Below are 13,633 nucleotides of genomic sequence, written 5' to 3' on the forward strand. Positions count from 1 at the left end.
GCATAATTATTCTTTATTAACAATTATTAAGACATAACTTCTTTCAAACTTTCTTCATTCGCCTGTAGGATGGCCTGAATATGCTCATCGGTAAGTGCAGTGGACAAGAAAAGCGCTTCATACTGCGATGGTGCCAGATAGATTCCGCGCTCAAGCATAGCATGAAAATATCTGCCAAATCTCGGAATATCAGAGGTCTTGGCTGTTTCAAAATCAACCACAGGGGTAGCAGTGAAGAATAAACTATACATCGAACCTATATGGTTAATCTGATAGTTTAAGTTCAGTTTTTTCAGTATTTCTTTGATACCTCCTACAATCTTATTTCCGGTATTTTCTAGTTGCGTATATACCTCAGGGTGTTCGTTCAGATAAGTCAGCATAGTATAACCTGCCGCCATCGCAATCGGATTGCCCGACAAAGTACCTGCCTGATAAACAGGGCCTTGCGGAGACACGCAATCCATGATTTCTTTTCGTCCGCCATAAGCACCTACAGGCATACCACCACCTATGATTTTGCCAAGAGTTGTTATATCAGCCTTGATGTTGAAACGTTCTTGTGCACCACCTTTAGCCAGACGGAAGCCTGTCATTACCTCATCAAAAATCAAAACGATTCCCTCTTTGGTACACAATTCACGCAGACTTTCCAGAAAGCCCTCTTGTGGTAATACAGTACCCATATTACCCACCACAGGTTCTAATATTAAAGCGGCAATCTGGTTTTTGTTGGCATCAACCAATTGTTGTACTGCCGCAAGATTATTGAATGGCGCAGTAAGGGTATCATTCGCCACTCCTTTCGTTACACCCGGACTATCTGGAACACCCATCGTCACAGCTCCACTCCCTGCTGCAATCAGGAACGAATCACCATGTCCATGATAGCATCCTTCGAACTTAATAATTTTATCACGACCTGTAAACCCACGTGCCACTCTGATAGCCGACATTGTGGCTTCCGTACCTGAATTAACCATTCTTACTTTTTCGATTGAAGGCACCATATCGATAATCAATTCGGCCATCTCTACCTCTCTGCGGGTTGGTGCACCGAAAGAGAAGGAGTTCTGGATAGCTGCTCTAACGGCTTCTTCTACAGGCTCGTAGGCATGACCTAAAATCATAGGCCCCCACGAATTAATCAGCTCTATATATTGGTTATCGTCTTCGTCGAAAATATAAGCGCCTTTTGCTTTTTTAATAAAGATAGGGTGGCCACCTACCGATTTAAACGCTCTTACCGGAGAGTTTACCCCACCTGGAATAAAGTTTTTGGCCTTAGCAAAAAGAGCTTCACTGTTTGTATGTATCATTGATTGAGGAATTTTTATTCTGGCTGCAAAGTTCGTGAAGAAATGGGTAGGATGCAATGGGAATGTAGAGGAATGAATTCGTAAAGACGTAACGGTTCGCCGCGCGATGCATTACGTCTTCATAGGTATATCGAATCCAGAAAATGGTATTAGAGAGATAAAACAATTAAAACACTATCATTTAACCTCCTAGAGAGTTTGTCTGATATTCATAGGCCAATGAGAAGTAATGCATTACATCTCTATGAAAAAACAGATTTATCTCCTAAATCGGCAAAACCGTAGTACTCTTCACTTCAGACATTACAAAAAAGCTATGAATCAATGAGACACTGGGAAGAACTGAGAGTTTTTGCTGGTGGAATTGGTGGTAACTCTCCATATCAGGTACCACAATTTTAAGCAGATAATCGAAACTGCCGGAGACGAAGTCGCAGCTGATGATTTCGGGCAGGTCTAAAATTGACTGATTAAAATCTTCGGAGGTGTCGTGGGTTTGTTTGATGAGCGTTACTTGGCAATAGACCGTCAGGTTTTTACCTAATTTCTTTTTATTCAGAATTGAAACATACTTTTCTATAATGCCCTCCTGCTCCATGCGCTTGACACGGTCGTGGACGGGTGTCAGTGAAAGATTAATATGTTGAGCAATTTCTTTGAAGGTCAAATGAGCATTGCTCTGCAATAAGCGCAGAATTTTTCTGTCAGTTTCGTCTATCATTTTTATACAGTTTAAGGCATAAAGCCGCGAGTCTTTATAAATGTGAGAAGTGTAGGCAGAAAAATTTTCTTTCGGGCATAGGAAATGCTATGGGAGAAAGAAATAATTTTTGCAAATATAGGGTTTCAAGTAAACAATTTCTTATTTTTTCAGAGATTGAAAAAATATTTTCTTTATGTCTAATTTTGTCGTGCAATTATACTTCATCAATAAACTATAAACTGATTCAATCATTACAGCCTATCGGGCTGCTCCAGTAGATTGAACCACTTCATCAACAAACCTTACAGAGAGAATGATTATCGGCGTACCTAAGGAAATCAAAAACAACGAAAATAGAGTAGCCCTTACACCTGCAGGGGTAGCTGAATTCAAGAAACACGGACATACAGTATATGTACAGTCGACGGCCGGCGAAGGCAGTGGTTTTAAAGACGAAGAATATGCCAAAGCAGGCGCTACTATGTTGGCAACGATAGAAGAGGTATATGGCATCGCCGAAATGATTGTAAAAGTAAAAGAGCCTATCGCTTCTGAGTACGATCTCATCAAAAAAGACCAGTTATTATTCACTTACTTCCACTTTGCTTCGTCAGAAGAACTCACGCATGCCATGATTAAAAAGGGGGCAGTGTGTCTGGCTTATGAAACAGTAGAAAAGGCTGACCGTAGCCTGCCTCTATTAGTACCTATGTCGGAAGTTGCCGGACGTATGGCGATTCAGGAAGGTGCGAAGTATTTAGAGAAACCATTGAAAGGAAAAGGTATTCTTTTAGGTGGTATACCGGGTGTGCCTCCTGCAAAAGTATTGGTATTAGGTGGTGGAATTGTAGGTACCCAAGCTGCCAAAATGGCGGCCGGTTTAGGTGCAAGAGTAGTGATTATGGATGTAAGCTTACCACGTTTAAGATATTTGTCGGACACTATGCCGCAAAACGTGGTAACAATTATGTCGAATGAATATAATATCCGTGAGGCTATCACCGAAGCAGATTTGATTGTAGGTGCGGTCTTGATTCCGGGAGCAAAAGCGCCTCACCTCATTACAAGAGATATGTTGAAAACGATGCGTCCGGGGACGGTAGTAGTTGACGTAGCCGTTGACCAAGGAGGTTGTATTGAAACCTGTACACCAACTACGCACGAAAACCCAACGTTTATTATTGACGATGTAGTTCATTATTGCGTGGCCAATATGCCGGGCGCAGTACCTTATACGTCTACCTTGGGTTTAACAAATGCTACTTTGCCTTATGCGATTCAGTTAGCCAATAAAGGCTGGAAAAAAGCATGTGCCGAGAATGAAGAATTGAAAAAAGGATTGAACGTAGTGAACGGGAAAGTAGTTTACAAAGGCGTAGCAGATGCCTGGAACTTAACTTTTGAAAGTGTAGAAACAGTTTTGTAACAAACGCCGGATTGCTTTTATATATGACCTCTTCCTGCAAAGGGAGAGGTTTTTTAATGCTCAATCCTCACTAAATCATGTATAGGTTTTCCTTTTTTATATAAAATTTGCAATTTGCAGCATGGAAAAGAAACCGAAATTTTATACTGTATGGGAGGGTCGTAAAGCAGGTGTTTACGACTCATGGGATGATTGTAAAAAACAGGTAGAAGGTGTAGCAGGAGCGAAGTATAAGTCTTTCGACAGTAAAAAGGAAGCAGAAGCGGCATTGAAAGAAAATTACTGGAAATATACCCAGACCCAAAGCGCTGCAAAACAAACCAAAATCCCGGCTTCGGCTTTTCCTCCACCCATTCAAGAATCAATTGTAGTTGATGCTGCCTGGAACTCGGTGAAAAAAGATATGGAGTATCAGGGATTTTATCTGAAAACCAAAGAATTGATTTTTCATAAAGGTCCTTTCCCAAAGGCTACTAATAATATTGGTGAATTTCTGGCTATTGTTCATGCTTTAGCTTATCTGAAAAATCGTAACTCTAATCTCCCTATCTATTCAGATTCCCGCACGGCCATTAGTTGGGTACGCAACAAAAAAGCGAATACCAAACTCGATGAAGCCGATGGTAATCCTGAGGTTTTTGAATTACTGGACAGAGCCGAAAAATGGTTGAAAGCTAATCCCTATCCTAATAAGGTATTGAAATGGGAAACAGATTATTGGGGTGAAAATCCTGCGGATTTTGGACGGAAATAAAATGTATATATGCTATTAATATCTTGTAGGGGTTTAAAATTTTGAACCCCTACGTTTAAAGAAAAGAATTGATTGCTAATCCCCCAACGAATTAATCTTCCTGATAGCAAACCCCGGTGCAATTCGCGATAACCAATAAAGGATATTTACCCCTCCGATTCTGATTTCAAGGCTATTCCCTTTCTCTAATTTTCGTAAAACTTCCTCAACTACTTTTTCAACCGAAATAGCTATTTTGGGTGGATTCCCTTTATGCCAGGGAGTATCTACTACAGGTAATAATATCTCAATGACTTTAATCGGTTCGTTTCTTAGCTGTAATCTTAGTGTTTGTGTAAATGAATGTAGTGCTGCTTTGGTCGCATTATAAAAAGGGTATACTGAACGGGGTGCGTAGACTAATCCAGTAGAGATATTGATGAGTTGAGCCTTTGGATTCTTTAATAATAAGGGCAGGAACAATTTACTCAACCGGATGGGGGCTAAGATATTGGTCTGAAATTCTTCATGCGCTTTTTCTATGGCTTTGCCGTCATTCAGAAAGTTGGTCTTGTGTACAATAGCAGCATTATTAATGAGGATATTGCAGCCAGGATGATTGGTTTTTACCCATTCATAAAGTAAGGCACATTCTTTTTCGGAGGAAATATCACAGGGAAAGATTTGTACGTGTGGTAGGAGTTGTTTAGCCTCTTCCAGTTTTTCTTTTGAGCGACCGCAGATTAAAACGGTATTACCTTTTTCTAGCAGCCTTTTGGCTAATTCCAACCCGACTCCGGAGCTTCCGCCTGTAATGAGTATCGTATTGTTTGTGAGCATCTTTTGGTTTGTTTAATAGCACAAAACAAAAGGATTCCTGATCGGAAAACATTAACATAGGTTAATGCGCCAGTTTATTTCTGATTCTGCTTAACGAAATAGGAGAGATACCCAGATAAGAGGCTATCAGATGTTGCTTAATCCGGTTTTCAAGTGTCGGAAATTCTTTTTTGAAAATATCATACCGCTCCTGTGCTTCCAATAATAATAAATCCCGTTCACGGATTTCCTTAGTGGAGAAAGCTTTTTCTAATATTACTACCAGAAACTGATTCCAGCATTGATGCCCCTTTTTCAGTTCAAGCCAATCATTGTAACTAATGTCGTAGACATAGCTATCTTCCAAAGCTTCGATAAACATCCGAGAGGGCTGCTGACTAATCATTGCTGAATAGGCCGAAATGAAATTGTTTTCCAGAATGAAGTTCTTAGTAAATTCTGTGCCCTTATTATTAATATACAAGTACCTGAAAAGTCCCTTTTCAATAAAAGCAAACTTTTTAGGTACTTGCCCTTCTCTGATGTAATACTCACCCTTAACGATTTTTATGGGCTTGAGCAATTCCAAAACCTTTGCTTCCTCTGATTCGGGTAAGTAAACGATTCGTTTTACGAATGAGATGAATGGGTGAACCATTGAAATATCTTATTTTGCCACAATGTAAACGAAAACACAGAGACGCCCAGTTAATGTTACACGATTTTGAAGACATTTATCTCCCGCCGGATACATCTAAGGTGGCACCTGTTATATAAGAAGCATCATCAGATAATAGCCATAAGATGGCTTTGGCTACTTCTTCCGGTAATCCACCCCGTTTCATTGGTATAAATTCTTTGACTCTCTCTACACGACCGGGTTCTCCGGCTTTCCCATGAATATCAGTCTGAATAGTACCCGGCCGAACCACATTCACTCTTATCTGGTCTTCTGCTACTTCTTTTGATAACCCGACAGTCATTGAGTCAATGGCACCTTTGGTAGCTGCATAATCTATATATTCGAAAGGAGCACCTAAACGAGACGCCATTGACGAAATATTAACAATACTACCGCCATTACCCTGATTTTTTACTGACATGCGTTTGATGGCTTCTCTGGCACATAAAAAACTCCCGATTACGTTTACAGCAAAGATTTTATGCAATCGTTCTGCCGACATATCAACCAGTTTTTGTTGTGATTCAATAATCCCGGCATTATTCACTAAGGCATTAATTCGGCCTACTTGATTATCAATAGCTGCGAACATGTCTACCACCTCCGATTCTACCGATACATCTGCCTGAAAGGCATAGGCTAGCCCGCCTTCGTCGTTGATTTTTTCTATAATCTGGTTGGCTGCAATATGGTTTTGTCTGTAGTTGATACAAACGGTATATCCTTGTTTGGCCGCTAATTCAGCAGTTGATGCACCGATTCCGTCGCTGCCGCCTGTAATTAATAGTATTTTGCTCATGTGGCTTGTTGATGATTTTTACTAGTGGCAAAATAATAAAAATGGGTGAAGGTTAATAAAATTGATGGAAGAAATATTAGAGACCAAACCAGTAGGCGTTCAAAATTTTGAACTCCTGCACAAATAAAAAGGTCAGGCTTTCATGAAGACCTGACCTTTTCTATTATTATATAATTTCTCCTTAATTCAATTCAAAACTTGCCAGTTTTTTGAATTCATTGATGCGGCTCGTAATCTCTTCCTGAGTAAGATTCTGGATTCTGTCAGAACCAAATTTCTCTACGCAATAAGAGGCCATTGCTGAACCATATATAATGGCGCGTTTCATGTTCTCAAAACTTAAATCATCGGTTTTGGCAAGGTATGAAATAAACCCACCAGCAAAAGTATCTCCTGCTCCGGTCGGGTCAAATACCTCTTCTAATGGAAGGGCAGGACAGAAGAAGATATTATCATCCTGAAACAATAAAGCCCCATGTTCACCTTTTTTAATGATTAGGGTCTTAGGTCCCATTGCCATAATGGTTTTAGCCGCTCTGCGAAGCGAGTAATCACCCGAAAGCATACGTGCTTCTTCGTCATTAATAGTCAAGCAATCTACTTCTTTCAATAAAGCTTTCAAATCGCTGTTGGCAATTTCAATCCAAAGATTCATCGTATCAACCATCACAAACTTAGGTCTGTTGTGCAAACGGGTTAATACACGCATCTGAATTTCAGGGGAAGTATTACCTAGCATCAGATATTTACAATCCTGATATGATTCCGGGATTTTCGGGTCAAAATCACCCATTACATTTAGTTGGGTTTCCAGGCTATCGCGCGAGTTCATATCGTTATGATAGCGTCCTGACCAGAAAAATGTTTTTCCACCTTCTACAATTTCCAGACCATCTGTATTTACACCGTGAGACTGAAGTACATCAATCATGCTTTGTGGGAAATCTTCGCCAACTACGGCTACAAGGTTATTTTCTTTAACAAAATAAGAAGCAGTAAGGGTAATAAAAGTAGCTGCGCCGCCAATGATTTTATCTGTTTTTCCGAAAGGTGTTTCAATTTTATCGAATGCCACCGAACCAACTGTAAGTAAAGACATAAATGCTGAATCCCATTATAGAAGATGGGTAAGTTTATTTTTTAGAATGAAAAATATGAAATCTAACTATTGTTTTGTAGCAAAAACGGTGCAAAATTAATAAAAATGTTGAGATATGTTATTGAGTGATTAGTGAATTAGTGATTGAGTGAATGAGAACAAACTTTCTGCTCATATAAAGGCTAGACTACAAAATAAAGAATTTTAAATATGGAGGAAAGGAAAATTTAATTAATCACTCAATCACTCAATTTTAAATTACTGGGTGCCGTTTAAACTCCTTCGTATGGTCAAACAGATAACGATAGGTAATGTAGGTTTTGAATTTTTTAGCTCCAAGTAACTGAGTTACTTTAAGCATTTTCGGGTTAAAATCACCTATCCAGTTTAATTCTATGATTTTGTATTGATAATCAGGTTTCCAGCAGGCTCTTGAAAAAGCTAAAGTAATAGCTGATTCTATTCCTCGCCCCTGATATTCTGGAATTACCCCGAAAATGACTCCACGGGCTTTATGGTTTGTCTTTCTTAATGTATGATACAACCATTTAAGTTTACCAATCCAGTTCAGTTTTCCGTTCAGATGCTTAATTATTTGATTCAACTCCGGAATCATGATGGAAAAAGCAATAGGCTCATTGTTATGATATCCAAACCACATCAGTTCTTCTTCCAGAATAGGTTTCATCATCTGCATAATGGCTTCGGCGCGCTCGGCAGTCATTTCGCCTGCTGCCATATTTTTTGCCCATGCTTTATTATAAATGATTCGGAAATCCTGAGCGAATTTGGATAATTGTTTTTTATCGACATGCCTGAAATCATATCCCGGTGTATTATAAATCCGGTTGGCGATTTCAAAAAGAGCAGGGCGTACTACCTTACGGGCTTCTTTTTCTTCAAGCGGTAGCAGAAATGTATATTGCTGAAAATAATCCTGAAACCCGTAATCTTCAAAGAATTTGCGGTAATAATCATAATGATACAACATCGACCACGTAGGTTCGGCATCGTAGGGGTCAGCTAATAGTCCCCACCAATTATCTCGCTCGCCAAAATTAATGGGGCCATCCATAGCTTCCATCCCTCTGGCTTTCAGCCATGATTTACACTGGTCAAACATCGCAAAAGCTACTTTTTCATCGTTTATACACTCAAAAAATCCCATACCCCCGGTAGGTTGGTCGTTGCTATGAATAACCGTAAGCGGATTAATAAAGGCAGCTACCCGGGCTATTGTTTGGCCGAGTTCATCTATTGCCAGCCATCTGATGCAGTTATCGCCTTGTAGGAGAGGATTTTTTTCAGGGTCGAATACTTTTTCAATATCAACATCTAAAGGGCGAATCCAGTAAGGATTCCCTCGATAGAGTCTCGCCGGAAAAGCTAAAAATTCTTTCTGAAGTTTCCGGTTATTTCCAACTTCAATAATCTGCATAGAAAGTTTCTCATCTTTTACTCATACAAAGGTAATGCAATATTAAGAAGCAATTGAAATTGAAAGAAATTTTACGACGAGGCATTATTTGCCCGCCGTTCAATAAATTTTTCGCATATTTTCATCTTATGAATACAACTTATGGTAGAAAAAATCAGTCATTTAGTCAGTATTAAGGAATTATTAAGCAGATGTTACGTGTCCTTTTTCGGAAATTTACGTCTTATTAATAGTAATGTTTTATTCAGTAAAAAAGTAAAAAATGAAAAAACACCAATTTTTAAAGTTAGTTGCCTTGTTTTTGCTTGTCGTGACACATGAATCATTCGCACAAAAAGTAAATTTAGAAAGTTTGTTAGCACGTGCTGTTAGTCTTTCAGAAAGCGGGAAGACTGCAGAATTAGTAGAGACGCTGAAATCGGGAAGTTTTGCATTGGAAAGTGAGGCCAATACCAGAGGCAATGAGATGAAAGACAAATTGCTTGGTCAGACAGAGGCTTTAAAAAGTCTTATTCCGTTAGCTACGGCAGGGACTTTGAAAACAGATGAGTTAAGTAAAGTTGTGAATACCATCAGATTATTGGTGGGTGCCAATCGGATAAATAACTTATTAGGCGAGGGTAAAGAGGCTCTATTGGGTAATGCAGAAGAGCTTACAACAAGCATAAGCATGTTACAATCAGGTAAAGCCATTTTAGATAGTAAACAGCAAGATAAGTTAGGTAGTTTATTAGATGCTGCTTCTGAACCAGTTAAGAAATTAGACGACGAAGACAATGGAGCCAAAGTGGCCGCTTCGGCTGTCAAGAAAACTTTAGGGAAAATAGTTGATTTAGTAAAAGAAGCTGTTTAGTCTCCCTTCACTAAGACGTCACGACGAGAGCCACCTTTTGCGAAGAAGGTGGCTCTTTTTATGAAAAAACTGGTATATTGCATAAAAAATTGTAATCAATGAAAGTTCGCTGTCCTAAATGCTCATGGGAACCTGATGGAGGAGAATACTGGCAGTGCCACTGTGGGCATATCTGGAATACCTTCGAAACCATCGGACGTTGTCCTTCCTGCCATCACCAGCATGAATATACTCAATGTGTACCTCATGCCGGGGGGTGCGATAAACATTCTCCACATCTTGACTGGTACGAGGGTCTAGATAAAATTATAGAAGAACTACTGGAAGAGGTATTTGCAGAAGAAGAGGTGTATTATCCTAAAAAGTAATTTTTACTATAGATTGCTATAAAAATATCACATGGTTATTCGTTGAATTATCCATGAATGAAATACCTTTGTAATCTAATCAACCTCATCTATGAAAACATTATTCACCCTATTTATTGCCATTTCCCTTACTATGGCAGCTTTCGCCCAAAAACAAGATACGCGCTATTATGAAATGCGCATCTACTATTGCCACCCTGATAAATTACCCGATTTATTGACTCGTTTCCGTAACCACACTACCAAGATTTTCGAACGTCATGGCATGACAAACGTAGGTTACTGGGTACCCACTGATAATAAAGAGAATGCGCTTTACTATGTATTATCATACCCAAGCAAAGAAGCAAGAGCCGATTCGTGGAAAGCTTTTGGTGCTGACCCTGAATGGAAAACCGTAGCTGCCGAATCGGAGAAAAATGGTAAAATTGTAGCCAAAGTAACATCCATATTCATGAATCTGGCAGATTTCTCTCCGGCAGTAAAAGCGCAAAAGAAAGACCCTGAACGCGTTTTTGAACTAAGAACCTATACTGCCAGTCCTGGCAAACTGGGTGATTTACAGACTCGTTTCCGTGACCATACCCTGAAACTTTTTAAGAAACATGGCATGGAAAACGTTGCTTACTGGACAACCATTGAGAAGGATACGACTCAGCCTAAATTAGTATATATTTTAGCTCATAAAAGCGAAGAGGCGGGTAAAGCTTCATTTGATGCATTCAGAAAAGATTTGAAATGGGTAAAAGCCCGTGATGAATCGGAGAAAAATGGTAAACTAACCGTAGAGGTAAAATCTATGTACATGAAACCAACCGATTTCTCTGAGATCAAATAAGATTTTTAACAATTGACTTATAGGGTTAAGCGAAAAGGTGTGCTATAGCTTTAAGCTATAACACACCTTTTTGTTTAAAACAAAGCTCGCAAAGGGCCTGCCTACTCAACGGTTTTTGATAAAAGGTCTATTTCCTATTTTAATAGCGTGCTAAAAACCGTATTTCAAGCGTTTTGTGCAGTGATAATACCTACGTACTAAACCAGAAATTATGCAATGAAAAACACCTCTACTTTCGTAACGCTCTTGTTAGTATTAAGCTTTTTATACTTAAAAGGCTATTCTCAGAATAATACTCTGACGTTTAATCCTAACAAGGAAATCAGTGCTCAGAATTCAAAAAATCCGTTTAGAAAGTTTATCGGAGAATGGACTTTAAAAAACGATAGCTGGTCTCAGAACTGGGGAGGGAAAGATGAGCATATAAAAATACCGAATCATCATACTATCTGCTCTGCAATTAATACGGATAATAGTTTGCTTGCTATTATTGATGGTGCACCACCACACGGGCATATCTTCTGGTCATATAATCCCGCAAAGAAAGAAGTAGATCATTTATCAAGCTTTGGCAATTCAAGGGCAGGAGTTGGTAAAGGAACTGTCAATGAAAATGGGGATGTCTACTTAAAAATATCGTTTGCCGACGAACCAGCAGGCACTTATAGAAGATACTCTTATAAATGGATTACAGATGATACTTACGAATTAAAGTCTGTTCAATACGACGCAAACGATAAGCCAACAGGATTTTTTTATGGTGGGGTGTTTATGAGAGTTAAGAATAAGAAATAGTCATAGCACATTTGGCTTTTACATATTAAATGGATTGTGTAACATTGAGTACATAGTGTACATTGTGGCAAAATAAAAAGAGCCACAATGTACACTATGTACTCAATGTTACACAATTTTACTACTTCTTCGCTGATTCTTCTTTTACAGTTGGATACTTAATCCCTAATTGCTCTAAATACGTTTTATATTTAGTTGGGTCATAATAATACTTACTCATTTCAGGACGGAATTTCTCCATAATTTCTTTATTCAGCTGAATGGCAGGTTTATCATCTTTTGAAATCAATGGAGTATATTTAATTTCTTTAGTTTGATCTTTATTATAATAATCCCACGCTTTCTGAATGATTTCTGGCTTGAAAAGCATATCCAATACCGTCAATGCCTCTACTTTTGCTCCGGCTGTGCAGCCTTTATGCGCAATTGGTGTAGCCATCGTAATGGCATTGGCCCAGTGATGCCCCGGCATGCCCGGCATATTGGATGGATAACGAAGCACAACTGTAGGCAAAGACCATGAAATATCAGCAATATCATCAGAACCTCCCTGACGGATAATGTTAGGTGAGTAAACAGGCTCGGCTATTGTATCTAATTTGACCGCCAAACCCTCTGCTTTGGGTGCCTGTAGTTCTTTCTGACTGGCTTTAGCCAATAACTGGTCTTCTTCTGACCATTTCGGCAAACCAATCCGTTTAATATTTGTATATACAGTTTCAGCAATAGGTTTGTTGAAATGCCCCGGCCAGGCACTGCCTAATATTTCGTAAGTGAATTTGGTATCAGTCATAATCGACGCACCTTGTGCCATTTTAATTCCATTTTCAAATAGATTTTTGATTTTCGGATAGGTGCGTTCACGGAAATAATACCATACAGTAGCTTTTGAAGGCACGACATTGGGTTGATCACCTCCATCTGAAATCACATAGTGCGAGCGTTGCGTAGTTTCTAAGTGCTCCCGTTTATAGTTCCAGGCAATGTTCATTAACTCTACAGCATCCAGTGCGCTTCTGCCTCGCCAGGGTGCACCTGCCGCATGAGCTGCGGCACCTTCGAAATGGAATTTTACAGATACTAATCCTGTATTTCCGGCATCACCCCATGATACACCCAGATTATCACCAACGTGGGTGAAGATGCAGGCATCGACATCTTTAAAGTAACCATCACGTACATAAATGGCTTTTGCCCCAACCTGTTCTTCTGCAATACCCGGCCATAGCATTAAGGTGCCTGATATTTTTTCACGCTCCATAATTTCCTTTAAGGCAAGCATAGCTGTGATATTCAGGGCTTGTCCAGAATTATGGCCTTCTCCATGCCCGGGAGCGCCTTCTACAATCGGGTCTTTGTAGGCTACACCGGGTTTCTGAGAAGCTTTCGGAATACAGTCTACGTCAGAACCAATGGCAATCACTGGTTTGCCTGAGCCCCATTTGGCTATCCAGGCTGTGGGCATTCCGGCAACGCCGCGTTCAATTGTAAAACCATTTTTCTCTAATAGATTAGTCAGATACTTAGTGGTTTCAAATTCCTGAAAACCTAATTCACCAAAGCTGAAAATCTGGTCGTTGACTTCTTGTGTGAATTTCTGGCGTTCATCAATTTTCCTGATGACTTCCTGTTTCAGTAATTCCAATTTGTCGGGTGCAGGATTAGATTCTTTTTTCTTTTTTTGAGAAAAAGCGATGCCACTGCTCAAAATTAATGTAAGAGCGAAGATGAAGTGTTTCTTCATGAGACTATATTTAGTTT

Annotated in this window: 14 protein-coding genes; 6 read left to right on the forward strand and 8 right to left on the reverse strand. The window is 39.4% G+C overall.

Annotation, left to right across the window (positions count from 1 at the left end):
* Positions 1-26: 26 nt before the first annotated feature.
* Positions 27-1,319 carry a glutamate-1-semialdehyde 2,1-aminomutase gene (gene hemL / locus D0T08_RS08520; protein WP_116982197.1) on the reverse strand — a complete coding sequence of 431 codons (1,293 nt, stop codon included), beginning with the start codon at positions 1,317-1,319 and terminating at the stop codon, positions 27-29.
* A 265-nt stretch (positions 1,320-1,584) separates the two neighbouring features.
* Positions 1,585-2,040 carry an Lrp/AsnC family transcriptional regulator gene (locus D0T08_RS08525; protein ID WP_116982198.1) on the reverse strand — a complete coding sequence of 152 codons (456 nt, stop codon included), beginning with the start codon at positions 2,038-2,040 and terminating at the stop codon, positions 1,585-1,587.
* 295 nt (positions 2,041-2,335) lie between these two features.
* On the opposite strand from D0T08_RS08525, the gene ald reads away from it, so the two are divergent.
* Together ald and D0T08_RS08535 are read left to right on the forward strand one after the other, a co-directional pair.
* Positions 2,336-3,448, forward strand: a complete 1,113-nt coding sequence (ald, locus tag D0T08_RS08530; protein WP_116982199.1) for an alanine dehydrogenase — start codon at positions 2,336-2,338, stop codon at positions 3,446-3,448.
* Between the two features lie 121 nt (positions 3,449-3,569).
* Positions 3,570-4,202 carry a viroplasmin family protein gene (locus tag D0T08_RS08535; protein WP_116982200.1) on the forward strand — a complete coding sequence of 211 codons (633 nt, stop codon included), beginning with the start codon at positions 3,570-3,572 and terminating at the stop codon, positions 4,200-4,202.
* A 75-nt stretch (positions 4,203-4,277) separates the two neighbouring features.
* Here the strand turns inward: D0T08_RS08535 and D0T08_RS08540 are convergent, their stop codons facing one another.
* The 5 genes from D0T08_RS08540 to D0T08_RS08560 form a co-directional block, all read right to left on the reverse strand.
* A complete protein-coding gene (locus D0T08_RS08540; RefSeq protein ID WP_116982201.1) occupies positions 4,278-5,021 on the reverse strand; it encodes an SDR family oxidoreductase in 744 nt (247 codons plus the stop codon).
* A 61-nt stretch (positions 5,022-5,082) separates the two neighbouring features.
* Complete coding sequence (locus tag D0T08_RS08545; RefSeq protein WP_116982202.1) at positions 5,083-5,658, reverse strand: Crp/Fnr family transcriptional regulator; 576 nt, start codon at positions 5,656-5,658, stop codon at positions 5,083-5,085.
* Between the two features lie 76 nt (positions 5,659-5,734).
* Positions 5,735-6,481: an SDR family oxidoreductase gene (locus tag D0T08_RS08550; protein ID WP_116982203.1), complete on the reverse strand. Its 747-nt coding sequence runs from the start codon at positions 6,479-6,481 to the stop codon at positions 5,735-5,737.
* Between the two features lie 181 nt (positions 6,482-6,662).
* Positions 6,663-7,580, reverse strand: coding sequence for a PfkB family carbohydrate kinase (locus D0T08_RS08555; protein WP_116982204.1), 918 nt, complete (start codon positions 7,578-7,580; stop codon positions 6,663-6,665).
* Positions 7,581-7,833: 253 nt separating this feature from the next.
* Positions 7,834-9,018 carry a hypothetical protein gene (locus D0T08_RS08560; protein ID WP_116982205.1) on the reverse strand — a complete coding sequence of 395 codons (1,185 nt, stop codon included), beginning with the start codon at positions 9,016-9,018 and terminating at the stop codon, positions 7,834-7,836.
* 262 nt (positions 9,019-9,280) lie between these two features.
* On the opposite strand from D0T08_RS08560, the gene D0T08_RS08565 reads away from it, so the two are divergent.
* From D0T08_RS08565 to D0T08_RS08580, 4 genes are all read left to right on the forward strand, one after another.
* Positions 9,281-9,871, forward strand: coding sequence for a hypothetical protein (locus D0T08_RS08565; protein WP_116982206.1), 591 nt, complete (start codon positions 9,281-9,283; stop codon positions 9,869-9,871).
* A gap of 98 nt (positions 9,872-9,969) precedes the next feature.
* A complete protein-coding gene (locus D0T08_RS08570; RefSeq protein ID WP_199538139.1) occupies positions 9,970-10,239 on the forward strand; it encodes a hypothetical protein in 270 nt (89 codons plus the stop codon).
* A 91-nt stretch (positions 10,240-10,330) separates the two neighbouring features.
* Positions 10,331-11,077, forward strand: a complete 747-nt coding sequence (locus D0T08_RS08575; protein WP_116982207.1) for an NIPSNAP family protein — start codon at positions 10,331-10,333, stop codon at positions 11,075-11,077.
* A 216-nt stretch (positions 11,078-11,293) separates the two neighbouring features.
* Positions 11,294-11,872: a hypothetical protein gene (locus D0T08_RS08580; RefSeq protein ID WP_116982208.1), complete on the forward strand. Its 579-nt coding sequence runs from the start codon at positions 11,294-11,296 to the stop codon at positions 11,870-11,872.
* Positions 11,873-11,993: 121 nt separating this feature from the next.
* Here D0T08_RS08580 and D0T08_RS08585 read toward each other — a convergent pair whose 3' ends face one another.
* A complete protein-coding gene (locus tag D0T08_RS08585; protein WP_116982209.1) occupies positions 11,994-13,616 on the reverse strand; it encodes an amidohydrolase in 1,623 nt (540 codons plus the stop codon).
* Between the last annotated feature and the right edge of the window lie 17 nt (positions 13,617-13,633).

This window comes from Emticicia sp. C21 (assembly GCF_003418935.1).
GTDB lineage: Bacteria > Bacteroidota > Bacteroidia > Cytophagales > Spirosomataceae > Emticicia.